Raw genomic sequence first — 24,317 nt, 5'->3', positions numbered from 1 at the left:
CGCCTTGACCACTCTATTTTATTGTGCAGAATATTTGGGCCATATATGTTTCAATGAGGAGAATAGAGGGTAATGTTACTAGGAAATTAGATACGGCAAATTTCGTTAGGACATAATTCGCAATGGCAGATTTCCTGCAGCATGCTAAGATCCTTAATGACAATCATGCCATTCTCATATTCAACTGCATCTTTTTTACGCAGATCGCTCAGCATCCGGTTGACACTCTCACGAGTAGCACCGATCATGTTGGACAGATCCGTATGCGTAATTTTCTTGTTGATCAGAATATTGTCACCATTCTTCTCGCCGTAGGTGTTGCCAAGACGAATCAGTGTGGAGCAGAGTGCGCCCGGTTTGCCGTACATCATTAAGTCACGGAATTTCGTCTGTGTGAGACGGTGATGGATACCCATCCATTTCATAAAGTCGATGGCGAAGTCGCAGTGTTGACAGATCAGAATCTCCAGATCCTTCTGCTCAATTACGCCAACCTCGCTTTCCTCAATTACTTCGGCAGTGAAGCTGTGCTTCGTGCTGAAGAACGGGTCAGCTTGGCCTACCATGTCACCAGCCTGATACATATAAAGAATCAGTTCTTTGCCTTCGTCGGTAGATTTGGTCAGTTTCACACGTCCACGTTTGATATAAAACAATTTATCCGAGTAGTCACCCTCCCAGAACAGATGTGATCCTTCAGGGACCATACGTTCTTTCATTGTGACTAGAAGTCTGTTAAAGTTCTGTTCGGAGAAACAGTTTGTATTTCCGTGGGCTTCGATAACATTGTAATGTTCCTTTATCATAATCGACATCCCCTTTATTCCCTCAGTTTTTCAGTAAATTTTAAATTAATTATACCTTGTAATTCCTCATAATGGTTAAAAATTTTCGATAAAAAGTGTCGAATTTTTAACATTGTGATAATTTTCACTTCGAACGTGTGAGATTTAATATGATTTTCTCCGTAACAGGGGGAGAAAATCCATAGTTAACGTTTATTATAACAGTCATTTCCCAATTTACACAATTGTGGGGAGGCTGTTTTTTTATCTCCGTAAAAATGCACATACCTCTGATACAGTCGGACATTGGCCTCTTATCTCCTGAAAGGTACGCTGAATAGGAGCGTTAACACTCGGGAGAAGGAGAAATCAGATATGGCAAAAGTAGCAGATAAATATTTAAAGGTTGACCCTTGGGCGATTATTGAAGAGGGCTTTGATCAGGAGCGGAACCGGACCTCGGAATCGATTTTTTCACTGGGCAATGAGTATATGGGTGTGCGTGGTTATGCTGAGGAGGGCTACAGCGGGGATACGCTCCCGGGCAGTTATTTCAACGGTCTGAATGAAGAGCAGGCAATCGGCAACCATTACAAAGGCATTATCCGTTCTCTGCGCTATATGGTGAATGCGGTGGACTGGCTGTATACCCGGATTACGCTTGACGGCGAACAGCTAGATTTGGCTTTCAGTAAGATATCGGATTACAGCCGCAGGCTGGATTTCCGCACCGGCACCTATTGCCGCGAATTTGTCTGGCACCTGGAGAACGGCAAACAACTGAAGCTAACCTTTACCCGGCTGGTTAGTATGACCATGTCCCATCTCGGATTGCAGAGGGTTGACTTTGAGCCGCTAAATTTCACGGGCAATATCCAGGTGTGTACGGGACTTGATTTTGGGATGATCCATGAGGAACGTGGCCAGAGCATGTGGAATGGACTTTGCAGCGGAGGGGCGGACGGGATTACCGCGATTATGGCGGAGACACTGACTACGGGCAATAAGCTGTTTTCCGGGTTTGTCCTGCAGTCTCCGGTCCAGCTAAGCCCATCGCGTGTAGAGCGGGATAAATTTATCGGAGAGTCATTCACCCTACCTTTAATAGAAGGAGAAAGGGTCCATTATACGAAGCTTGCCGTCAATTGTGCAGACAGCAGCGGTTCCATGGCAGCAGATGTACTATGGAAAGAAGGGATGGAGCTTGCTGCAACAACTGCAGGGCTGAATGAGGCTGAAATATTCAACGCGCAAACCGAATACTGGAAAGGGATTTGGGAGACCAGCGATATCGTTATTGAAGGTGACCCGGAGAATCAGCAGGGCATCCGTTTTTGTATTTTTCAGCTGTACCAGACGTACCATGGCGACCATCCCGGCTATAATATCGGCGCAAAAGGCTTGACGGGTGAAGCCTACCGCGGGCTTGCTTTCTGGGATACGGAGTCGTACTGTCTGCCATTCTATATGTTCAACAATCCGAAGGCGGCCAAAAGCCTGCTGGAATTCCGTTATAAAACATTACCCGAGGCTATGCAGCGGGCCAAGGCTGTAGATTGCGAGGGGGCCTGTTATCCGATTGCGACAATTGACGGAACCGAAAGCTGCGATCTGTGGCAGCATTCTAACCTGCAGCTTCATGTCGGGACGGCTGTGTCCTACGGTATCTGGCATTATGTAAAAAATACGGGCGACAGGGAATTCCTCTACAATAAAGGTGCTGAAATGCTGATTCAGATCAGCCGGTTTTATGCCACACGCGGTCAATGGGGGGCACGCAGCGGCCAGTTCGGTTATTTTGGCGTAATGGGTCCTGATGAATTCCAATTAATGGTGAATAATAACTGCTATATCAACCTGATGGCAAAAAAATCGTTCGAATATACCCTGGAAACGGTGGCTCATATGCAGGCGGCTGTGCCGGAGGCCTTTGCCCAACTGGCTGCTAAGACAGCGCTCCGTGAAGACGAATTGGCAGACTGGAGCAGCAAGGCGGAGCATATGCGGATTCCGTTAGATCAAGACAGCGGTGTTTATGAAGAGCATGACGGATTTTTTGATATGCCGCATATTGATATTCATTCGATTCCGGTGACGGAATTTCCGCTATATTCGAATTGGTCTTATGACCGCCTGTACCGCTATGACATGATTAAGCAGCCTGATGTACTGATGTTCATGTTCCTTTATAGCGGCCAATTCTCCAAGGAGGCCAAACGTGCCAATTACGAATATTATGAGCCGCGCTGTATTCATGAATCATCGCTTTCACCATCCATCCATTCGATTCTGGCCAGTGAAATCGGCAAACCTGAGGAAGCCTATCATTTCTTCGAATTCGCAACCCGGCTTGATCTGGATAATTATAACCGCAACACCCGAGAGGGTCTGCACACCACCTCCATTGCCGCTGCCTGGATGAACATCGTCTACGGCTTCGGCGGCATGCGCTCGGACGGGGAACGGTTAAGCTTCCAGCCTTCACTGCCAGAACGCTGGACCTCCTACAGCTTCCAGGTTATGTATGAGGGAGTTCTGTTGAAACTGGAGGTTACTAAGGATTCAGTGCGGATACAGGCTGTCTCCGGCGGAAGCACAGAGATCATTATGAATGGTCTACAGATCAAGGTTGGTGCGGACCGCATCGTACTCCCGCTGGGCGAAGGGATGATGGCCGGATGAGCTGGACGGTACAAGATCAGAGCTTTGACCGGGAGCGGATCACGACGAACGGCAACAAATTTATGACCGGCAACGGTTATATGGGATACCGAGGAACGCTAGAGGAGTTCGGCAAGGAACAGCTTGCCGCGGTCACCTTGGCTGGTGTATATGATCAGGCAGGCGGGAAGTGGCGCGAGCCGGTGAACGCCCCGAACGGGCTGTTTACCAGACTCAGCTGCAACGGACAACAGCTCGGAGTGCTGAACACTGAACCTGAGAGACACACACAGGAGCTTGATATACGCAGCGCGGTTCACAAGCGGGAGACGGTTTACGGCCTCGCCGGAGGCGGACAGCTGGTATTCACTGCTGAACGTTTCGTCAGCATGGATCAATTACATCTCCTGGCCGGCAAGCTAAGCATAAACAGTACGGTGGATTGCCGGATTGTGATTGAGAGCGGAATCGATGGGGATGTATGGGATATAAACGGCCCGCATCTGCATGCGCGGCAGGAGCAGTTCGTGGAAGGTGTGCTCCGCTCAAGTGCGGTTACCGGTGAGCTGGGGGTGTCGGTATCAGTAGCTGAAAGGACGGTATTCAGCTTCGATGCAAAAGAAACAGCCGGTGACAGTGCAATCCGGGTGATCTCATTCGATGCCAAAGCAGGAGAGACTTATGAATGGTTTAAATTTGCAGCGGTCTATACGGGGCTCGATGCTGGTGACAATCCGGCCTTACTTGCCGAGCAGAATGTCCGTGCTGCGGAAGAAGCGGGTTATAATCGTCTGCTTGAGGCTCACCGTGATGCATGGGAGGAGAGATGGCTGCAGAGTGATTGCATGATTGAAGGGGATGATGCTGCCCAGTTTGCGCTCCGGTACAGCATCTATCAGCTGCTGATTATTGCGCCAACCGGCTCAGAGAAGGTTTCGATACCGGCCCGGGGGTTGTCGGGGCAAGTGTATAAAGGCGCTGTGTTCTGGGATACTGAAATGTTCATGCTGCCTTTCTTCCTCCACAGTGATCCTAGGACAGCCCGGAATCTGCTGATGTACCGCATCCATACGCTGGAAGGAGCACGGCGGAAGGCGGCAGAATACGGATTCTTAGGCGCGTTCTACGCCTGGGAAAGCCAGGATTCCGGTGATGACGCCTGTACCCTTTTCAATGTTAATGATGTGTTTACCGGCCGTCCGCTGCGCACCTATTTCCGCGACAAGCAGGTGCATATCAGCGCGGATGTGGTGCACGGGATCTGGCAGTATGTGATATTCACCGGAGATGACACCTTACTGACAGAGGGCGGTGCTGAGGTTATCTGGGAATGTGCGCGCTTCTTCTATTCTTATGCCTACTACAATCCGGTCAAACAGCGGTATGAGATTCTCGATGTTACCGGGCCGGACGAATATCATGAGCGGGTGAACAACAATGCGTTCACAAATGCCCTGGTGAAAGAAACGCTGGAGGTTGCGCTGAAGAGTGCAGAGTTGCTGCAGGCCAAATTCCCGGAGGAGTTCCGGAAGCTGACCAGGCAATTCGTGGACGGCCCGTTTTTGAAAGAATTCCAAACGATGCTGGACAGCTTTTATGTGCCGCAGCCAGATTCGGAGACACTACTCATTGAGCAATTCGACCGCTATTTCCAGCTGGAAGAGGTGGGACTGGCAGAACTGAAATCACGGGTCATCCACAAAAACGAATATTGGGGCGGGGGCAATGGCCTGGCAACGACAACCACTATTTTGAAGCAGGCGGATGTTGTGCTGATGCTTAATCTGTTCAAACGCTCCTACTCCAGGGAAGTGAAGCAGGCAAACTGGGAGTTCTATGAGCCCCGGACAGAGCACGGCTCCAGCCTCAGCCCGTGTATCTATGCGCTGGTGGCCGCCGATATCGGTTCACCGGATTGGGGATATCCTTATTTTATGCGGACCGCAACCGTGGATCTTACCGGTGAGTCCAAGCAGTATGTCGGGGACCTCTATATTGGAGGAACTCATCCGGCTGCTAATGGGGGAGCCTGGATGGCGGCAGTGCTTGGCTTTGCGGGCGTGCAGTTTGACGGTAAGGTGCTCTACATCAAACCAGCGTTACCGGAGCAGTGGAATGTCGTGGAATTACCGCTGATCCTGCTTGGGGACAGCTTCAGGTTGCGGATTAGCCGGAATGAGATTACAGTGACCGCGGCAACGGGTAATCGCAATGCTTTGGCACTGATTGCGTTTGGCGGTGAGCGGCAGCTGTGCCGGCCGGGAGTGCGATTGCGGCTGCAGCTGGCAGGCACAATAACCGCGGATGAACAGCAAGGCGCACTGTAATTTTGCAGAATGTTCAAGATTAGGGAGGACAGGAAATCATGCTGGAGCAAATGAAAGGCGCGATTTTTGATCTGGACGGTGTAATTGTGGACACAGCCAAATATCATTTTCTGGCTTGGCGTTCACTGGCCGAAGAGCTGGGCTTCGAATTTACAGAAGAACATAATGAACGGCTGAAGGGAGTCAGCCGGATGACGTCACTCGATATTTTGCTGGAGATTGGCAGCCTGGAATTTACGGAGGCCGAGAAGCTTGAGATGGCTGACAGGAAGAACCGTCTCTATGTAGAGTATATCTCGCAATTGGATCAGTCCGAGCTGCTGCCCGGCGTTAAGGAATATCTGAACAGGCTGAGAGAAAGGGGTGTAGGCATCGCGCTGGGTTCAGCCAGCAAAAATGCGCAGTTTATTCTGGATAAGCTGAATATTGCCGGGATGTTCGACGCTGTTATTGACGGCAACAAAGTATCTAGAGCGAAGCCGGATCCCGAGGTGTTTCAGACAGCATGTCATGAGCTCGGGCTGCAGCCACGGGAGTGCGTGGTGTTCGAGGATGCGGAGGCGGGAGTGGCGGCAGGAAAAGCGGCAGGCATGCAGGTGGTCGGCATCGGCAGACCGGAAGTCCTGCGTGAGGCGGATCTTGTCATTACCGGATTGCATGAATTGTAAGGGCTTGATAGACTAATGGTCGAGGGTAAAGCAACTCCTTAGACTAATTATTCTATTATAGAAGAAAGCTTGAGGGATGCAGATGGAAACATTATTGTTATGGCCGGAGGGGGCTCCGGGGGCACTGGGAAGCAGCGAGGAAGATTGTCCGGCGATTACGCCGTATCAGGTGGAAGGCAAAGGGAATGCCGCAGTACTGATCTGTCCGGGGGGCGGCTATTGGCTGCGTGCCGATCATGAAGGAGGCCCAGTAGCCGAGTGGTTGAATACGCTTGGGATTTCAGCCTTTGTGCTGCGTTACCGCGTAGCACCATATCAATATCCAAGTGCACTGCAGGATGCTCAGAGAGCGCTGCGCACCATCCGCCTGCGGGCGGATGAATATGGAATTGATCCGGGCAGGCTTGGAATCCTGGGATTCTCCGCCGGGGGGCATCTGGCTTCGACTGCTTCCAGCTTATTTGACCGGGGGAATCCGGAAGCGGGCGAGGAGCTGGACCGCCAGTCCTGCCGGCCGGATTTCTCGATCCTTTGCTACCCGGTCATTTCCATGATGGAAGGTGTGACGCATGAAGGCTCCAAAGCCAATCTGCTCGGAGAGCATCCCGCAGAAGAGCTGGTCCGTCAGCTCAGCGGCGAGCTGCAAGTTACAGCCGATACACCGCCTACATTCCTCTGGCATACTGCGGATGACGAGAGTGTGCCGGTGGAGAACAGTTTGCTGCTCGCCGCCGCACTGCGCCAACAGGGGGTTCCGTTTGATCTTCATGTCTATACCCACGGGACACATGGTTTGGGGCTCGCCACCGGGGAGCTGCATACCAGCGGCTGGACGGGAGCCTGCGCTTCCTGGCTGCAGATGAACGGCTACGGTAAATAATCCGGTTGTCCCACTTTAGCAATAAAGCCATGCGAGAGAAATAGTCGCATGGCTTTTCTAATTATATGATGTGTTGATAACTATTTGCCAGGCAGCTCGATGTCACGCCAGCCGTTTATATCGCATTGACCATTCTGATTATCACCCGCAGCAACAACCGTACCATCCGTTTTAAGCCCGATCGTATGAGCGCAACCCGCCGTAACCGCCACAATATCACGCCAGCCGCTTACATTACATTGCCCATGCACATTCCAGCCTGCGGCCGCCACCGTGCCGTCCGATTTAAGCCCGATGGTATGACTACTACCCGCCGCAATCGCTACAATATCGTGCCAGCTGCTTACATTGCATTGTTCACGTTTATTCCAACCCGCGGCCGCCACCGTGCCGTCTGATTTAAGCCCTACGGTATGAAGGTAACCCGCCGCAACCGCCACAATATCGTGCCAGTCACTTACATTGCTTTGTCCATACCGGTTATTGCCGGCTATCACCACCGTACCGTCCAATTTAAGCCCGGCGGTATGCCAGTCACCTGCTGCAACTGCTATGATGTCACGCCAGCCGCTTACATTACATTGGCCTTCATTATTTCGGCCCACAGCAACCACCGAGCTATCTGATTGAAGCCCGACGGTACGGCGCCAACCCGCTGCAACCGCCACAATATCGTGCCAGCCGCTTACATTGCATTGGTCATACTTATTCCACCCTACAGCCGCAACCGTACCATCCATTTTAAGTCCGATAGTATGAGCACTACCTATGTGTGCATTACCCGCCGCAACCGCCACAATATCGTGCCAGCCGCTTACATCGCATTGTCCATACTTATTATCGCCCACAGCCGTCACCGTGCCGTCCGAATGAAGCCCGACGGTATGGCGATAACCTGCCGCGATAGCGGATCGTGCGCGGACCAGTGAGTAACTGCCCTTATGTGCAACGGGTTCCATAATCTAATCCCCTTTAATTCATAATTTTATAGATAGTATTGCAGAACCAACGGGAATTTACAACGATTTAACTGCGATCGGCGACCAGTTATTCCGATTAACGTTTCGGCATAACTTTCTGCAATAGTCCTCTAAATATTTGCTATACGAGTGGATAAATATTGAATATAATAGCATTGTATTTTGAAAAAAATGTAAGCTATCACTGTGTTTTGTTTTGGCACGTATGGTCTCCTCTTTTTAAAAAAACAAGAAAGTAGAGTGTGTTCCGTGAATTGTTTATCCGTGACCGAAGCTCCGGACGGATCTGGCGGGATCATCTCTGTCGACTTCCAGCACATCTTGTTTCTTAAGTGCAATACTAGCGAATCACAGTCTATCCTGGTACAAACGAGGGAAAGCGTATATTACATCATGGGTCCCTTGCGTTACTGGGTCAGTGCGCTTAACAGCACCGGATGTCATTTCAGCATCGTAAATCGGGGGACGGCAGTTAACATTGATAACGTATCACGTCTGGACAGAGCCTTCAAAGCTGCTTATTTTAACCTTAGGAATGGCCCCAATTCTCTTACTTGCACGATTGCCTACCACCGGTACAGATTTGTGGAGAAAGAACTGATCACAATAAATCCTAATATCATAATGTGCTAAACAAGTAAACGGAAGGGAGCTGTCAGGTGACAGTTCCTTTTTTGCTGCTGCCCTCTTCCTCCCCTGCCACCACCCCGAATGCAATCTTTCCGTTTTGCAGTAACCGGAGAGGCAGGGAGTCATGGAGTGGAAATTTGGAACCGGAGGAGTGCAAGCGTCCGCCTTTGTCTCCGGATTTGATCCGCTGCGCGGTATAAATCATAGAAATCCGGAGACAACAGCGGCCGGAGGTCCAAATGTTCTACGTAATGACTCCTTATTACTCTCTGAGTTCTTCCTCCCCTGCCACCACCCCGAATGCAATTTTTCCGTTTTGCAGTAACCGGAGAGGCAGGGAGTCATGGAGTGGAAATTTGGAACCGGAGGAGCGCAAGCGTCCGCCTTTGTCTCCGGATTTGATCCGCTGCGCGGTATAAATCATAGAAATCCGGAGACAACAGCGGCCGGAGGTCCAAATGTTCCGCGCAATGACTCCTACAAGCCTCTCTAACCACTGCTCACCGGAAAAATTGCATACAAACACACCTAATTGACTTTAAAATAAACCTATGTAAGCGCTTATCCATTTGTTATATTATTGAAACTGGAGGTGAATCCGGGATGTTGTCCGCATTTATGAAACCTATTGTCAGGCTGAGCGTCAAGCAGCAGCTGATTCTGCTGTTCCTGATTATGTTTGCGCCGATCCTGATTCTTAACAGCTTTGGGAACTACAAGGCGGAGCAGATTTTAAAGCGTCATGTGACGAATGCCTATGTGGAGCTGAATAAACAAAATTTTGCGATCATTAACAGGGATATCGATACGGTGAATAAGATCACCACGACAGTGATTCAGAATCCGATTCTGCAGCAGCTGAATATGAGCGGACTTGATCCGGTGCTGGAGCGCGTTGAACGGTATGAAACGGTAGAAAAGCTGCTCGGCAGCTATTCGCAGGGAGCGGAGCGGGGCGATGCGATTTATTACTCGCTGTACGTATACGATCCGCACAATTATTACTTTTTTGCCCCCAATTTTCCGCAGGTGAAGAAGGCGGGCGTTTATTTTTTTACTAAGGAAGAGGAGCCTTTCTGGTTTAAGCAGGTAGTGGGGCAGAAGGGGCGGGGGTATCTGATGTTCATGGACCGTCTTAGCCCGCAGGCTGAGAACCTGAAGACCCTTACCTACGTCAGAGCGGTAAATAACATCTATCTTGGGGCAGGAACAATAGGCGTGCTGGTGGTGACCAAAATGGAGGCGAAAATCGGCGCGTCGATGAAATCCATTTCACTGCCCGACGGGGAAATCTACTTGACGGATATGAGTAACCGGGTGCTGGCTTCGACCACGAATTCCACCGGAGAGATTATAGAGCTGCCCGAGGGTGCGGAGAGCGGAGATCCGGAGGGCACGCGGGATGTGATTACCAATGATTTTATTTATGTCGTGAACAATAATCATATGCTGGGGCAGAAGCTGGTCTATAAGGTTCCGGTAAAAGCGCTCCTGCAGCAGCAGAATGAAATGAAGCGGGTCATTCAATACATAACGGTTGCCTACGCCTTGTTTGGTCTGATCATTATCACTTATTTTTGGCGTTCCCTGATGACACCGCTGCAGAAGCTGGCTTTTTTTGTACGTAAATATGAGCCGGGCAACCGGGTCCCCGAGACGCCCAAAAGAGGCAGCAATGATGAAGTCAGCGTGCTGATCGCCTCGACCTATGATATGGCGCGCAGGCTGAACAGCCTCATAATGTACAAATACCAGATGGAGATCAAGCAGAAGGAGTCACAGCTGCAGCTGCTGTATCAGCAGATCAACCCTCATCTTCTATATAACACACTGGAGAGTATCTATTGGAAAAGCTCGCTGGAAGGCAATGTGGAATCTGCGGAAATGATTAAGGAATTATCCAAGCTGATGAAAATCAGTTTAAGCCGGGGCAGAGAGCTGATTACCCTGGAGGAGGAGCTGGAGCATGCCGGCGCCTATATCAAGCTGCAGCAGCACCGGTATGATTATGTGTTTGCCGTCATCTGGAACATCGCACCGGAAACGAAAAGCAATCTGATTCCCAAGATAACACTGCAGCCTCTGATTGAGAATGCCATTATTCACGGGGTCAAAAATATGGATGAGGACGGCGAGATCATCATTACAGCAGCAGCCATAGATGATACGGTGCTGATCACTATTGCAGATAACGGTTATAGGCAGGTCGACTACGAGGCGATCGCTCATGTGCTGAATGATGATAGTCCTAATCCAACGGGCGGCTACGGCATCCGCAATATTAACCAGCGGGTGCAGCTGCATTTCGGCCCTGGCTATGGTATCCGCTACGGCCCCCGTCCGGGAGGCGGAACAGTGGCTTCTGTCATGCTGCCGAAAACGGAAGTTCAAGAATAGAAGGGGGAATCACCATATGTTCAATATTCTGGTTGTGGACGATGAACCGCTAATTTGCAAGGGGCTCAGCAATCTGCTTGCTTCTTCCGGACTGGATATCGACCATATTTATACCGCGAACAGCGGGTTTGAAGCGCTTGACTGTATCCGGATGGAGGAGGTCGACTTGCTGGTGACTGATATCCAGATGGGCGCGATGAGCGGTATTGAGCTGATGCAGCATGCCAAGCTGGCGAAGCCCTGGGTGCAGACGATTGTAATCTCAGCGCATGAAACCTTTCAATATGCCCAGATGGCCGTAAGGCTGGGGGCGAAGGATTATTTAATTAAACCGCTCAACAGCGAGCAGTTTCTTGATTCTGTGCGGAATGTTTTGCTCAAAATGGACCGGCCGTCGCCGGAGCTGGCCACCTTCATGGCCGGCCTTGGCGAGAGCTTCAAGCTGGAGGAGCCGCTGCCGGAATACAGTAAGGTGCTGAATGCGCTGCTGGCAGACCCGGCCGCTGTTCTAAACGACGAGGCAGGGATGGCTAAGCTGGATGAATTGATGCTGGAGGGTCCTTATTTCTCCGTAATCAAAATCAAGCTTCCGCTGCCTGACGAAAGTATGGGGGGCAAGAACTATAGCTCCCGTGACAGAGGCCTGCTTCGTTATGGGGCGCTCAATATTGCCAAAGAATTGCTGGATCAGGAATGGAGCTCTACTGCGTTTTACTCCCCGGATGAAGAAATCACGATCATTATCCAATGGGACGAGAAGAGCTACGAAGAAGCGGGGACGGGCCAGGTAGGCAGGCTGGATGCGCTGGGCCGCAGTCTGCATTTTAATGTCCATAAATTTTTGCATCTGAATGCAGTCATTGGAATCAGCCAGATCCTTAAGGGGCTGTCATTCATGGAGGTGCTGAACCGGCAGGCATCCAAGGCCATTCTCTGGAACAAGGAGCATAGCGACCATTATGTGTTCTATTACGGCGATTTCAACTGGAACAATTATGCCGCCGATCCTTCAGCAGAGGAACTGCATACGCGCAGCAACTTGATCGTGCAGAAGGCCAAGGAGTATATCGATGAGAATTACGCCCAGAAGGGATTAACCATCCATGAGGTTGCCAAAAAAAATCATGTCAGCCCCAACTACCTCAGCTACCTCTTCAAAAAAAACACAGGCCATAACCTGTGGGAATATGTGATTAAGCTGCGGATGGAGGACAGCCGGGAGATGATTCTGAATACTGATCTGCGCCGCTATGAGATTGCCGAGCGGGTCGGGTATGAATCGCCGGAGCACTTCAGCAAGATTTTCAAAAAATACTATGGCATCAGCCCAAGTGAACTGAAGAAGTAAGATCGCTCATGACTTCGGTAGATATAGACATGTTCAGCCTCCTCCGCCTTTCCTACAATTAAGTTGAGAAGCACTTTATCAATGTGCTGAAGGACGAAAGGAATGAGGGAGCCAGATGAACCAGACTGCTATCTTAAACGATGAGCTGCCGGCGAAGCCGGGGAGTAAACCGTACAAACAGAACCGCTGGAAAAAGAATTTTTGGGGCTATATGTTTCTCGTGCCCGCCCTTGTCATCTTCATTATGTTTATGTGGGTGCCGATTTTCAAAGGCTTTCTGTACAGCTTTTATACTGTGGATTTTGTCAAAGGAAATACCTTTGTAGGCTTCGACAATTATGCTACAGCACTCACGGACCCCGATGTCCTGATCGCAGTCAAAAATACACTGTATTACATGCTGCTCTGTCTGGTCGTCGGCTTCTGGGTGCCGATTGCCTTCGCTATTGCGATCTCAGAACTCCGGAGATTCGGAGGGGTTGTGCGTGTAGCAGCTTATCTTCCCTATGTGATGCCTGCGGTGGTTCTGTATGGGCTGTGGAGATGGCTCTATGATCCAGTCGGACCGATTAATGCCTTACTTGGCACGCTTGGGGCGGACCAGATCCCTTTTTTGACGGACAGCAGGTGGTCTATGCTCTCGCTTGTGTTTATGGAAACATGGCAGCAGTTTGGCTCGGGGATGCTGATCTATCTGGCCGCCGTACTCAGTATTCCACGTGACTGGTATGAAGCGGCAGAGATTGACGGAGCCGGTGTCTGGGCGCGTATCCGCCATATTACACTGCCTTCCCTGCGCAATCTGATTGTCCTGATGCTGATTCTGCAGATTATCGCGACCTCTCAAGGATACCAGTCACAGCTGGCGCTGCTGGACGGCGGGCCGAATAAGACCACGCTGACCTATGCACTCCTGATCGTGAAGTATGCGTTCACCCAGCTTGATTATGGAACGGCAACGGCACTAGGCATGCTGATGTTCATCGTCCTGGGCGGTTTGGGCATTTTACAGTTCAAACTGGGGAAGGAGGATAATTAGGATGAAGAGCGCAGAGAGAGGGATTTTATCCGAGCATGACCTGAAAAAGACAAGTAATAAAGTCGTCTACGGCCTTATGGTATTCTTTATTGCCATAATGGTTTTCACCATGATGTATCCAATCCTGATGACCATGTTTAACGGCCTGAAATCCAACCAGGAGGTCAACTCCTTTCCGCCGCATTTTTTCCCACAGGAGTGGCATTTCAGCAATCTGAAGGATGCGGTGAATTACATTGATCTGCTGATGTTCCTGAAGAATACCCTTTATATATTTGTCGGGAATATGGTAGTGACACTCGTGGTACTCGGCATGGCCTCGTTCAGTATTTCCCGGATGAATGTCCCGTACCGCAAAGCTTTCTATTTCTTTTTCCTGATGACACTGTTTATCCCGGCAACCAGCTATATGATTCCGAACTTTGTCAATCTGAAGGAGCTGGGCCTGCTCAACCAGTATGCGGCATTCTGGCTGCCAGCCGGAGCGAACACGTTCTTTTTCCTGCTGCTGAAGAACTTTTTTGACGGAATTCACCCGGAAATCTTTGAAGCTGCGCGGATTGACGGGGCCTCGGAGCCGAGAAGCTTTTTCTCTATAGCTGTTCCGCTGTCCGTGCCGATTTTTGCTACGCTGGCCATCTTTATATTTTCTACAGCCTGGAATGACTGGTTCTGGCCATCACTGGTCATGCATACTGAGGATAAATATACGCTCGCGACTGCGATCTATAAGTATGTTATCAACGTCAAGGCGCTGAATACGAATATTAAGTTTGCAATTCTCTTCCTGGTGTCTCTGCCGCCGATTCTAGTGTTCCTGATTTTCCAGAAGTTCATCATGCGCGGAGTGACCTTGTCGGCTGTGAAAGGTTAAGTACGATAACTGATTTTACAAGGGATCGTAAACCTGCACATGAAAGGAATATAAATACACCTCGTTTGTAAACGATTTCTCTTTTAAGATGAATTTGTAAGTTAATTATGAATTGAAAAGGGGAGTTTCAATGCGTAAATTTTCCAGCGTATTAGCATGTCTCCTTGTGGCCGGTTCGTTGTTATCCGCTTGCGGCGGCAACAATAACAACAACGGAAATGCCCAGGGAAATACAGGGGAGGAAGCGTCTCCGGCACCTGCCACAGCAAATACGGATAACAGCACTGCTGCTACAAATGCACCTGCCGATGATATTACCCAGAGAAAAGTAACGATCAAAATTCACTATCCGACGCCTGACCTGACTGAGATGAGGGCGCAGGAGGACGACAGGATCAAACGCTTTCAGGCGGAATATCCGAACGTAGAGATTATCAAGGATGACTGGCAGTACAATGTCAGTGAAATCGGAGTGAAAATGGCTGCCAATGAAGCGCCAACCTTCTTTAACACCTATGCTACAGAAGCCAAATTCCTGGTGGAAAAGGGATGGGCTGCTGATATAACGGAGCTTTGGAACAAATATGAGTACAAGGATCAAATCAATCCGGTGCTGCAAAATCAGTTCATCATTGATGGTAAGGTCTACGGTGTCACCCAAAAAGGGTATGTAACCACCACAATGATTAATAAGAAGATGCTGGATGACAAAGGTGTAGCCGTTCCGGCGATGGACTGGACCTGGGAGGATATGCTGAACACCGCCAAAGGGGTAGCTGATACCAAAAAAGGGATTTCCGGGATCGCCCCAATGGGGAAAGGCAATGAAGCTGGCTGGAACTGGACCAACTTCCTGTTCGAAGCCGGTGGAGAGATCCAGAATGTGGAGGGCGGCAAGGTCGTTGCTACCTTCAATTCCGAAGCAGGGGTAAAAGCACTGGATTTCTATAAGAAGCTGAGATGGGAAGCGAATGCTATTCCGCAGGACTGGGCACTCGGCTGGGGGGATGCTGTAGGGGCGTTCCAACAGGGGCGTACGGCGATGGTAATGGCCGGCTCCGACGGTGTCATTGAACAGGCGCTGAATCAGGGCGGACTCAAACCGGAGGATGTGCTTACCTATCCGATGCCGGCAGCTGAAAAAGGCGGCAAGCATACCGGGGTGCTCGGCGGCGATTACCTGGTAATCAATCCGAACGCTTCTAAAGATGAGCAGGAAATGGCCTTCCGCTATATTACATTTGATTATTTCTCTGATAAAGGCCTGGATGCGCTCGATGCGATTCTGCAGCAGCGCAAGGCGGACGGCAAGTATTTTATCCCGCCGCTTCTGGACTACTATGCTGCTGATTCTGATTTCGGCAAGAAAACAAAAGCCGTATACGACAAGTATTCCGACATTGTATATCAATACAACCCTGACATTATGGCTCTGCTGGATGGTAAGCCTGAAGCACAGTACAACACTCAGGATTATTATGCAACTATGTCCAATGTGATCCAGGAGCTGTTCTCCAAAAAAGGCACAGACTCCAAAGCGCAGCTGGATGCAGCCGCCAAAACGGTGCAGGAGAAATTCTTCGATACTATTAAAGTAGAATAGAATGCGCTGGTAACACCAAAAATGAAAACAAGACGGGCCATTCTTCCGGATCGGGAGAACAGCTCGTCTTGTTTTTTGTTTGCCAATATCAGACAAAAAGCAGCAATTTCATATCCCTGAGAACCTGGAGAATCCTGGATTTCAGAAGCAGCATGGAGTTACATTATAAATATTACCAAAATAATTTATAAAAACTGGAATTAAATCCTGATTATGATCGAATGAAAGCGCTTTGAAAACAAATCAAAAAAACTTTATACTTTGTGAAAGAATTCACTATACAAGACGAGGAGGATGTGATAAGATAAATGTGTAGAGAAAAACAACCTAAAAATTGACAGGAGGACGAGGGAGATGGCAGTTAAAAACGAAGTCGCCGCCCAAGTGAAACAAACCACCGCTGAAGAGTATATTCAGACTTTGGTGGATAAAGCAAAGAAAGCCCTGGATGCGTTCATGGAGCTAGATCAAGAGCAGGTTAACACAATCGTTCATGCAATGGCGTTGGCAGGTCTCGACAAACATATGTACTTGGCGAAATTGGCCGTCGAAGAAACAGGACGCGGAGTATACGAAGACAAAATTACGAAGAATATCTTCTCAACTGAATATATCTGGCACGGAATTAAGTACGACAAGACAGTAGGCGTTATTGAAGATAACACTTATGACAACTTCCAGAAGATTGCTGAACCAGTCGGAATTGTAATGGGTATCACACCGGTAACCAACCCAACATCCACCACGATGTTTAAAGCACTGATCGCCGCTAAGACACGTAACCCTATTATATTCGGTTTCCATCCATCAGCGCAAGAGTGTAGTGCTGCAGCAGCCAAAATCCTTCATGATGCAGGCGTAAAAGCTGGTGCACCTGAGAACTTCATCCAATGGATTGAACTTCCTACTATGGACAAAACAAACGCACTGATGAACAATCCTGATGTTGCACTGATCCTGGCAACCGGCGGATCGGCAATGGTTAAAGCAGCTTACAGCTGCGGCAAACCGGCACTCGGCGTAGGTCCTGGTAACGTTCCTGCCTTCATCGAGAAGAGTGCTAACATCGATCAAGCCGTAACAGACATCATCCTTTCCAAAACCTTTGACAATGGTATGATCTGTGCTTCCGAGCAAGCCGTTATTATTGAAGAAGCAATCTTTGACCAAGTGAAAAAGAAAATGATCGCGAATGGCTGCTACTTCGTTAACAAAGATGAAGCTGCTAAGCTGACAAACGGCGCAATGAACGTTGAAAAATGCGCAGTCAACCCAGCAATCGTAGGTCAATCGGCAGTGAAAATCGCTGAAATGTGCGGTATTCAGGTTCCGGCTGGTACTAAGATTCTGGTAGCTGAAATCGAAGGCGTAGGCACTAAATATCCGCTGTCTGCTGAAAAACTCAGCCCGGTTCTGGCTTGCTACAAAGTTAAAAATGCAGACCAAGGTATCGAACGCGCTGCAGAAATCGTTGAATTTGGCGGCATGGGCCACAGCTCGGCTATCCACTCCAACAACGAAGAAGTTATCATGAAGTTCTCGAACCGCCTGCAAACAGGACGTATTCTTGTGAACTCGCCTTCGACACATGGCGCCATCGGCGACATTTACAATACGAATATCCCTTCGCTTACCCTGGGCTGCGGATCTTATGGACGCAACTCGGTATCGCAGAACGTTACTGCAATCAATCTGATCAACGTGAAAAGGGTGAACCGTCGTACCGTGAATATGCAATGGTTTAAAGTACCTGACAAAATTTACTTTGAAAAAGGATCCACACAGTACCTGACTAAAATGCCTAACATCAGCCGTGTAGCAATCATCACGGACCCTATGATGGTTAAACTGGGTTATGTTGAAAGAGTAGAGCACTACCTGCGTCAACGCCAAACACCTGTAGCTATCGAAGTGTTCTCGGAAGTTGAACCGGATCCATCGACTACTACTGTTGAAAAAGGTACTGCTATGATGAACAGATTCCAACCGGACTGTATCATCGCACTCGGCGGCGGTTCCCCAATGGATGCTGCAAAAGGAATGTGGTTGTTCTATGAACACCCAGATGCTGACTTTGACGGATTGAAACAGAAATTCATGGATATCCGCAAACGCGTCTACAAGTTCCCTGAGCTGGGCAACAAAGCGAAATTCGTTGCAATCCCAACAACATCGGGTACAGGTTCGGAAGTAACTCCGTTCGCAGTTATTACTGACAAGACAACTGGCAACAATACTAAATACCCATTGGCTGATTATGAGCTGACTCCAGATGTTGCGATCGTTGATCCAGAGTTTGTATACAGCTTGCCTAGAACTGCTGTTGCTGATACCGGTATGGACGTATTGACACATGCAATTGAAGCTTATGTATCTGTAATGTCTAGTGACTATTCCGATGGTCTGGCAATCAAAGCAATTCAATTGGTATTCCAGTACCTGGAAAAATCGGCACTGACTGGCGACAAACTGGCTCGTGAAAAAATGCATAACGCATCGACACTCGCTGGTATGGCATTTGCTAATGCATTCCTGGGCATTAACCACAGCTTGGCGCACAAATGGGGCGGTCAATACCACACAGCACATGGTCGTACCAATGCCATCCTGATGCCGCACGTTATCCGTTACAATGCCAAAAAACCTACGAAGTTCGCTTCGTTCCCTAAATATTCGCACTTCGTAGCTGACGAGCGTTATGCCGAAATCGCCCGCATTCTGGGATTGCCGGCCCGCACTACTGAAGAAGGCGTAACTAGCCTGATCAATGCAATCCGCGATCTGAACAAAAAACTCGGTATCGAAGAGTCGTTCTCGGCGCTTGGCTTCGATCCTAAGGATTTCGAATCGCGTGTAGATTACCTGGCTGACCGTGCATTTGAAGACCAATGTACTACTGCCAACCCTAAACTGCCGCTGGTAACTGAGCTGGCTGATGTATACCGCAACGCATTCTACGGAAGATTCGACGTATAATTGGCGATTGCTTAGCAAAAAACAAGTTTAAAGGTTAATATGGGACTAGATGGTAGTGACAAATATCACCGGAAAGGTGATATTTGTCACAGTCCTTTTTGAGAAAATAAACTAAAATGTTTATATAAACAACGTTCCCGGATATGAAGTCGCGATTGTGAAATTTATAACAACCATATCTTTGGGATCACGAGACACGGGATTAACCTTCAAGCCCGCGATCTCTACAAATAATATAAATATAAATGGAGGGATTTAGCATGTCGGTGATTGAAAAAGATGTACAAGAAGTAAAGTCCGGTTGGAGAAGTTTTGCAAAAGGTAAATGGTCCAAGAAAGTAAATGTAAATGATTTTATCGAGAAGAACATCAATCCTTATGTAGGTAAGGAAGATTTCCTTGCAGGTCCTACACATAACACAACAGAACTTTGGAAAATTGTTTCTGAAATGACCAAGCAAGAAATTGCTAACGGCGGCGTACTTGATGTAGATGTTAATACTGTATCTACAATCGTATCCCACCAGCCTGGTTACATCGACAAGGACAAAGAACAAATTGTCGGTGTTCAGACAGATGCTCCTTTCAAACGTTCTATTCAACCTTTTGGCGGAATCAAGATGATGATCGATGCTACCAAAGCATACGGCTTCGAACTTCCGCAAAACATCGTTGAAATGTTCACGAACATCCGCAAAACGCATAACCAAGGCGTATTTGATGCATATACATCCGAAATGAGAGCCGTTCGTAAAGCCGGTATCATCACTGGTCTTCCAGATGCTTATGGCCGTGGCCGTATTATCGGTGACTACCGCCGCGTAGCACTTTACGGTATTGACTTCCTGATCAAAGAAAAGAAACAAGATCTTACAAACCTTGAAGTGGATTCTCTGACAGATGACATTATCCGTCTTCGTGAAGAAATTTCCGAACAAATTCGTGCACTTAGCGAATTGAAACAAATGGCACAAATGCACGGCATGGATATCAGCAAGCCTGCAAACAACGCTAAAGAAGCTTTCCAATGGGTATACTTCGGTTACCTGGCTGCAATCAAAGAACAAAACGGTGCTGCAATGTCCCTTGGACGTGTATCTTCCTTCCTTGATATCTATGTTGAACGCGATATCGCTGAAGGTACATTGACTGAAGAACAAGCACAAGAACTGGTTGACCATTTCATCATGAAACTGCGTATCGTGAAATTCCTGCGTACGCCTGACTATAACGAACTGTTCAGCGGTGACCCAACTTGGGTTACAGAATCCATCGGCGGTATGTCCGTAGACGGAACAACACGCGTTACTAAGAACAGCTTCCGCTTCCTGCACACCCTGTACAATCTGGGACCAGCACCAGAACCAAACCTGACTGTACTGTGGTCTGAAAAACTGCCTGAAGGCTTCAAAAAATATTGTGCGAAGGTTTCCATCGAAACCAGCTCAATTCAATATGAAAATGACGATTTGATGCGTCCAATCTACGGAGACGACTACGGTATCGCTTGCTGCGTATCCGCAATGCGTATCGGTAAACAAATGCAATTCTTCGGAGCCCGCGCTAACCTTGCAAAAGCTCTGCTGTATGCAATCAACGGCGGTGTGGATGAAAAATCCGGTGCTCAAGTAGGACCTGAATATCCACGCATCACTTCTGAATATCTTGAATACGACGAAGTAATGAAACGTTTTAAACCGATGATGGAGTGGCTGGCTAAGACTTACATGAACACACTGAATGTCATTCACTACATGCACGATAAATATTCCTACGAACGTATCGAAATGGCTCTGCATGACCGCGATATTCTGCGGACTATGGCTTGTGGTATTGCCGGTCTGTCTGTTACCGCTGACTCCCTGAGTGCAATCAAACATGCAAAAGTTAAAGTGATCCGTAACGAACAAGGTATCGCGGTTGACTTCGAAACTGAAGGCGAATTCCCTTGCTACGGTAACAATGATGATGCTGTTGACAGCATTGCAGTGGAACTGGTTGAATCGTTCATGACTATGATCCGCAAACACCATGCATACCGTGATGCTCTGCCGACACAATCGGTACTGACTATCACTTCGAACGTAGTATACGGTAAGAAAACAGGTACAACTCCTGATGGACGTAAAAAAGGCGAACCGTTCGCACCAGGTGCAAACCCAATGCACGGACGCGACAAAAAAGGCGCTTTGGCTTCCTTGAGCTCTGTAGCTAAACTGCCGTACGAAGATAGCTTGGATGGTATCTCCAACACCTTCTCTATCGTGCCTAAAGCACTTGGTAAAGAAGAAGAAGGACGTAAATCCAACCTGGTATCGATGCTGGACGGATACTTCGGCAGCAAAGGTCACCACTTGAACGTTAACGTATTTGCCCGCGAACAATTGATGGATGCTATGGAGCACCCAGAAAACTATCCACAATTGACAATCCGCGTATCCGGATATGCTGTTAACTTCATCAAGCTGACTCGTGAACAACAACTCGATGTTATCAACCGTACTTTCCACGGTGCAATGTAATTAAATTAACTGCTTACCGCAGTTACGCTTATACAATGCAATAGCTGCAAGGTGATACCGCTCTTGTTCCAAGAGCGGTAAAATCTTGCTTAAAATTCATTAAAATTTAAAGTTTTATTTCGAAAGGATGTCATCATATGGCTAATGGACACATACATTCCTTAGAAACCTTTGGGACCGTGGACGGGCCTGGTATCCGGTTTGTTCTTTTTATGCAGGGTTGCCTATTGAAGTGCCAATATTGTCATAACCCGGATACCTGGGGTCTTAACGAAGGTAAAGAAATGAGTATCGAAGATGTACTCTCAGAAATTGAGCCTTATTTGAACTATTACCGTTCTTCAGGAGGCGGACTTACCGTTTCAGGCGGTGAGCCTACACTCCAGGCACATTTCGTGAAGCAATTGTTTACGGAAGTAAAGAAACGCTGGAACCTGCACACAACACTCGATACAAACGGGTATAACGAAGGCGATAAGATTACTGATCTGTTAGATGTAACGGATCTGGTGCTGCTGGATCTGAAGCATATTGATGATGAAGCTCATATCAAGCTGACAGGTAAATCCAATGACCGTACGTTGAGACTGGCTCGCTGGTTATCTGATCATAACCGTAAAATGTGGATCCGCCACGTTTACGTTCCCGGCATTCATAACAAGGAAGAAGACCTGCTGAATCTTGGCCGGTTCATCGGAACCCTGAACGGTGTTGAGAAGTTTGAAATCCTGCCTTATCACCAGATGGGGATCTATAAATGGGAAGTGCTTGGCCGTCCCTATGAGCTTGAAGGTGTACCTTCACCGACAGAAGAGGAAGTGCAGCGCGCTTACCGGCTGATTGAAGAAGGACGTCAAGAGACAGCTTTGGTAAAGTAATGATTGATTTGAAGGAAGCCGTTCCTAACAGTAGCTAATATACTGGGGGGCGGCTTTTTGTTGTCAGGTTAAGGGTGTATATGTAGAGGTAGCCCTCATTGTGTATAGGTTTTATGACAAAAACGAGTTGTGATTTCACTGTATCTTTAATATTATGTCACTAAATATAACTTAATATGTGACTAAATACTGTTGTATTCGCTTACATTAGAGGTTTTTATCCCTATTGTAGATGAATCTTAACCTTACGATTACAATGTCTGTTTTCTATAATAAGAGTTGTAAGGGAAATCATAAATCATTAAACAGGGAGGGTCACCCGTAATGAGAAAAAGTATAACCATGCTCTTGTCCCTAATGTTTGTCACCTCAGCACTACTAACTGCTTGCGGAAATAATAATAATGCAGGCAACAATGGCGAAGCCGCTGCAACTAACAGTGGAACTGCTGCAACCAATGCCCCGGCTACAGAAGAGCCAGCAAACACAGAGCCTTTTGAAATGACGATCCGCCATACTCAGGTAGGTGCAGACAAACAGAAGCGTCTGGCGATTCTGGAAGATGTAGTCGGCAAGGTGCAGGAAGAGGTACCGGGTCTGACCTTCAAGCTCGATGGTGTGGATTCGGATGTGAACCGCAAAGAAAAGCTGCGCGGTGAAATGGCCGCCGGCAATCCGCCGGAAATTTTTGACCTGTTCGGCAGCCCTGATTCCAAGATCTATGCAAAAGAAGGTAAACTGCTTGATCTGACCCCGATCCTCGAAGAGCTTGGTATCAAGGACAAATTCTCCAATCTGGATCCTTTTACTTATGAAGGCAAAATCTACGGATTGCCTATTGGCGGTTCGGGTGAAGGATTCTTCTATAATAAAGAATATTATGCAAGCAAGGGCTGGAAAGCTCCAACTACCTTCGCTGAACTGGAACAGCAGCTGGCTGACATTAAGGCGGATGGCAAAGTGCCAATGGCTGGCGCGTCCAAAGCCGGTTGGGTACCGTTGATGCTAGCTAACCACCTGTGGTCCCGGTATGCCGGTCCGGATGTTACAGCGAAGTTTGCCACGGGTGAAGCGAAGTGGAATGATCCGAACGTTGTAAAAGGGTTCGCCAAATACAAGGAATGGGTCGACAAAGGCTACTTCAAAAAAGGCGAGCTCGGGTTCGAGTATGCTGAATATACGACCCAGTTCACCAGCGGTGAAGCGATCCTGATGTATGACGGAACCTGGAAATCATCGGTATTCAAGCCTGGTCAATCCGGCGAAGGACTGATCGGTAAAGTAGGTTTCTTCAATATCCCTGCGGTTGAAGGCGGGGTAGGCGATCAGACGGCCCTGATGCGTGATGTGAACAACGGCTATGGCTTCTCTGCTTCCGCAGGTGAAGACGAACGTCAACTCGCTGCAGTGAAGTCGTTTATCAAGAATATGTACAATGAAGAAATGCAATTGCGCGGATTGGTGGAAGACGGTGTGCTTCCGGCGATGAAGATTGATCAGGCGGTGCTGAACAAGAACATCACTGATGATCTGATGAGTGAAATTGTGGCGGTGCTGAACAGCTCGGAGTCTTCCTTCCCGGCGTTCGACTCTCTGGTACAGGCGGATGTAACGACCGAAATCAGCAATATTCAAATTCAGAAGCTGATCGGCGGTCAGACTACACCTGAGAAGATGGGCGAAGCGCTGCAGAAGGTTCAGGAAGAAGCGAACGCAGCGGTGGAGTAAGCAGCAGCCAATGAAATGTAC

The 24,317-nt window shown here is 48.4% G+C and carries 18 protein-coding genes; 15 read left to right on the top strand and 3 right to left on the bottom strand.

Annotated features, from left to right (window positions below):
• Window positions 1-86: 86 nt before the first annotated feature.
• A complete protein-coding gene (locus L6H70_RS09265; RefSeq protein ID WP_370656199.1) occupies window positions 87-806 on the bottom strand; it encodes a Crp/Fnr family transcriptional regulator in 720 nt (239 codons plus the stop codon).
• Window positions 807-1,160: 354 nt separating this feature from the next.
• Here L6H70_RS09265 and L6H70_RS09260 point away from each other — a divergent pair, with 354 nt between their 5' ends.
• The 4 genes from L6H70_RS09260 (at window position 1,161) to L6H70_RS09245 (ending at window position 7,321) form a co-directional block, all read left to right on the top strand.
• Window positions 1,161-3,467, top strand: a complete 2,307-nt coding sequence (locus L6H70_RS09260) for a glycoside hydrolase family 65 protein (protein WP_236332101.1) — start codon at window positions 1,161-1,163, stop codon at window positions 3,465-3,467.
• Window positions 3,464-5,773 carry a glycosyl hydrolase family 65 domain-containing protein gene (locus L6H70_RS09255; RefSeq protein ID WP_236332099.1) on the top strand — a complete coding sequence of 770 codons (2,310 nt, stop codon included), beginning with the start codon at window positions 3,464-3,466 and terminating at the stop codon, window positions 5,771-5,773. The genes L6H70_RS09260 and L6H70_RS09255 overlap by 4 nt, the downstream gene beginning before the upstream one ends.
• Before the next feature lie 38 nt (window positions 5,774-5,811).
• Window positions 5,812-6,441 carry a beta-phosphoglucomutase gene (gene pgmB / locus L6H70_RS09250; protein ID WP_236332097.1) on the top strand — a complete coding sequence of 210 codons (630 nt, stop codon included), beginning with the start codon at window positions 5,812-5,814 and terminating at the stop codon, window positions 6,439-6,441.
• 82 nt (window positions 6,442-6,523) lie between these two features.
• Window positions 6,524-7,321: an alpha/beta hydrolase gene (locus tag L6H70_RS09245; RefSeq protein ID WP_236332095.1), complete on the top strand. Its 798-nt coding sequence runs from the start codon at window positions 6,524-6,526 to the stop codon at window positions 7,319-7,321.
• 80 nt (window positions 7,322-7,401) lie between these two features.
• On the opposite strand, the gene L6H70_RS09240 is transcribed toward L6H70_RS09245, so the two are convergent.
• Window positions 7,402-8,280 (bottom strand): RCC1 domain-containing protein, encoded by an 879-nt coding sequence (locus L6H70_RS09240; protein ID WP_236332093.1) that lies wholly within the window; start codon window positions 8,278-8,280, stop codon window positions 7,402-7,404.
• 207 nt (window positions 8,281-8,487) lie between these two features.
• On the opposite strand from L6H70_RS09240, the gene L6H70_RS28910 reads away from it, so the two are divergent.
• Complete coding sequence (locus L6H70_RS28910; RefSeq protein ID WP_423802784.1) at window positions 8,488-8,934, top strand: LytTR family transcriptional regulator DNA-binding domain-containing protein; 447 nt, start codon at window positions 8,488-8,490, stop codon at window positions 8,932-8,934.
• Window positions 8,935-8,956: 22 nt separating this feature from the next.
• Here L6H70_RS28910 and L6H70_RS09235 read toward each other — a convergent pair whose 3' ends face one another.
• Entirely contained in the window at window positions 8,957-9,136 is a 180-nt protein-coding gene (locus L6H70_RS09235) for a hypothetical protein (RefSeq protein WP_236332091.1), read from the bottom strand.
• 138 nt (window positions 9,137-9,274) lie between these two features.
• Between L6H70_RS09235 and L6H70_RS09230 the strand changes: the two genes are divergently transcribed.
• The 10 genes from L6H70_RS09230 (at window position 9,275) to L6H70_RS09185 (ending at window position 24,296) form a co-directional block, all read left to right on the top strand.
• Entirely contained in the window at window positions 9,275-9,424 is a 150-nt protein-coding gene (locus L6H70_RS09230; RefSeq protein ID WP_236332089.1) for a hypothetical protein, read from the top strand.
• A gap of 110 nt (window positions 9,425-9,534) precedes the next feature.
• Complete coding sequence (locus L6H70_RS09225; protein WP_423802783.1) at window positions 9,535-11,328, top strand: sensor histidine kinase; 1,794 nt, start codon at window positions 9,535-9,537, stop codon at window positions 11,326-11,328.
• 16 nt (window positions 11,329-11,344) lie between these two features.
• Window positions 11,345-12,676, top strand: a complete 1,332-nt coding sequence (locus tag L6H70_RS09220; RefSeq protein ID WP_236332086.1) for a response regulator — start codon at window positions 11,345-11,347, stop codon at window positions 12,674-12,676.
• A 115-nt stretch (window positions 12,677-12,791) separates the two neighbouring features.
• A complete protein-coding gene (locus L6H70_RS09215; protein ID WP_236332084.1) occupies window positions 12,792-13,715 on the top strand; it encodes a carbohydrate ABC transporter permease in 924 nt (307 codons plus the stop codon).
• Window position 13,716: 1 nt separating this feature from the next.
• Window positions 13,717-14,589 carry a carbohydrate ABC transporter permease gene (locus L6H70_RS09210; RefSeq protein ID WP_236332082.1) on the top strand — a complete coding sequence of 291 codons (873 nt, stop codon included), beginning with the start codon at window positions 13,717-13,719 and terminating at the stop codon, window positions 14,587-14,589.
• A 130-nt stretch (window positions 14,590-14,719) separates the two neighbouring features.
• The gene (locus L6H70_RS09205) at window positions 14,720-16,192 is read left to right on the top strand and encodes an ABC transporter substrate-binding protein (RefSeq protein ID WP_236332080.1); all 1,473 of its coding nucleotides are present in this window, start codon (window positions 14,720-14,722) and stop codon (window positions 16,190-16,192) included.
• A gap of 354 nt (window positions 16,193-16,546) precedes the next feature.
• Complete coding sequence (gene adhE / locus L6H70_RS09200) at window positions 16,547-19,168, top strand: bifunctional acetaldehyde-CoA/alcohol dehydrogenase (protein WP_236332078.1); 2,622 nt, start codon at window positions 16,547-16,549, stop codon at window positions 19,166-19,168.
• A gap of 260 nt (window positions 19,169-19,428) precedes the next feature.
• On the top strand, window positions 19,429-21,690 hold the full coding sequence (pflB, locus tag L6H70_RS09195) for a formate C-acetyltransferase (protein ID WP_236332076.1): 2,262 nt from the start codon (window positions 19,429-19,431) through the stop codon (window positions 21,688-21,690).
• A gap of 137 nt (window positions 21,691-21,827) precedes the next feature.
• Window positions 21,828-22,568, top strand: a complete 741-nt coding sequence (gene pflA, locus L6H70_RS09190) for a pyruvate formate-lyase-activating protein (protein WP_236332074.1) — start codon at window positions 21,828-21,830, stop codon at window positions 22,566-22,568.
• Window positions 22,569-22,892: 324 nt separating this feature from the next.
• Window positions 22,893-24,296 (top strand): extracellular solute-binding protein, encoded by a 1,404-nt coding sequence (locus tag L6H70_RS09185; protein WP_236332073.1) that lies wholly within the window; start codon window positions 22,893-22,895, stop codon window positions 24,294-24,296.
• Window positions 24,297-24,317: the final 21 nt, after the last annotated feature.

The organism is Paenibacillus auburnensis (genome assembly GCF_927798115.1).
In the GTDB taxonomy this organism is placed as follows: Bacteria; Bacillota; Bacilli; order Paenibacillales; family Paenibacillaceae; genus Paenibacillus_AQ; species Paenibacillus_AQ auburnensis.
Note: the sequence above shows the minus strand (reverse complement) of the source record. Positions and strands in the feature narration are given on the sequence as shown.

What these genes read in the sequence shown, in the direction of transcription:
- L6H70_RS09265 (WP_370656199.1), bottom strand. Translation starts at nt 806, where the DNA reads ATGATAAAGGAACATTACAATGTTATCGAAGCCCACGGAAATACAAAC.
- L6H70_RS09260 (WP_236332101.1), top strand. Translation starts at nt 1,161, where the DNA reads ATGGCAAAAGTAGCAGATAAATATTTAAAGGTTGACCCTTGGGCGATT.
- L6H70_RS09255 (WP_236332099.1), top strand. Translation starts at nt 3,464, where the DNA reads ATGAGCTGGACGGTACAAGATCAGAGCTTTGACCGGGAGCGGATCACG.
- pgmB (WP_236332097.1), top strand. Translation starts at nt 5,812, where the DNA reads ATGCTGGAGCAAATGAAAGGCGCGATTTTTGATCTGGACGGTGTAATT.
- L6H70_RS09245 (WP_236332095.1), top strand. Translation starts at nt 6,524, where the DNA reads ATGGAAACATTATTGTTATGGCCGGAGGGGGCTCCGGGGGCACTGGGA.
- L6H70_RS09240 (WP_236332093.1), bottom strand. Translation starts at nt 8,280, where the DNA reads ATGGAACCCGTTGCACATAAGGGCAGTTACTCACTGGTCCGCGCACGA.
- L6H70_RS09235 (WP_236332091.1), bottom strand. Translation starts at nt 9,136, where the DNA reads ATGATTTATACCGCGCAGCGGATCAAATCCGGAGACAAAGGCGGACGC.
- L6H70_RS09230 (WP_236332089.1), top strand. Translation starts at nt 9,275, where the DNA reads ATGGAGTGGAAATTTGGAACCGGAGGAGCGCAAGCGTCCGCCTTTGTC.
- L6H70_RS09225 (WP_423802783.1), top strand. Translation starts at nt 9,535, where the DNA reads ATGTTGTCCGCATTTATGAAACCTATTGTCAGGCTGAGCGTCAAGCAG.
- L6H70_RS09220 (WP_236332086.1), top strand. Translation starts at nt 11,345, where the DNA reads ATGTTCAATATTCTGGTTGTGGACGATGAACCGCTAATTTGCAAGGGG.
- L6H70_RS09215 (WP_236332084.1), top strand. Translation starts at nt 12,792, where the DNA reads ATGAACCAGACTGCTATCTTAAACGATGAGCTGCCGGCGAAGCCGGGG.
- L6H70_RS09210 (WP_236332082.1), top strand. Translation starts at nt 13,717, where the DNA reads ATGAAGAGCGCAGAGAGAGGGATTTTATCCGAGCATGACCTGAAAAAG.
- L6H70_RS09205 (WP_236332080.1), top strand. Translation starts at nt 14,720, where the DNA reads ATGCGTAAATTTTCCAGCGTATTAGCATGTCTCCTTGTGGCCGGTTCG.
- adhE (WP_236332078.1), top strand. Translation starts at nt 16,547, where the DNA reads ATGGCAGTTAAAAACGAAGTCGCCGCCCAAGTGAAACAAACCACCGCT.
- pflB (WP_236332076.1), top strand. Translation starts at nt 19,429, where the DNA reads ATGTCGGTGATTGAAAAAGATGTACAAGAAGTAAAGTCCGGTTGGAGA.
- pflA (WP_236332074.1), top strand. Translation starts at nt 21,828, where the DNA reads ATGGCTAATGGACACATACATTCCTTAGAAACCTTTGGGACCGTGGAC.
- L6H70_RS09185 (WP_236332073.1), top strand. Translation starts at nt 22,893, where the DNA reads ATGAGAAAAAGTATAACCATGCTCTTGTCCCTAATGTTTGTCACCTCA.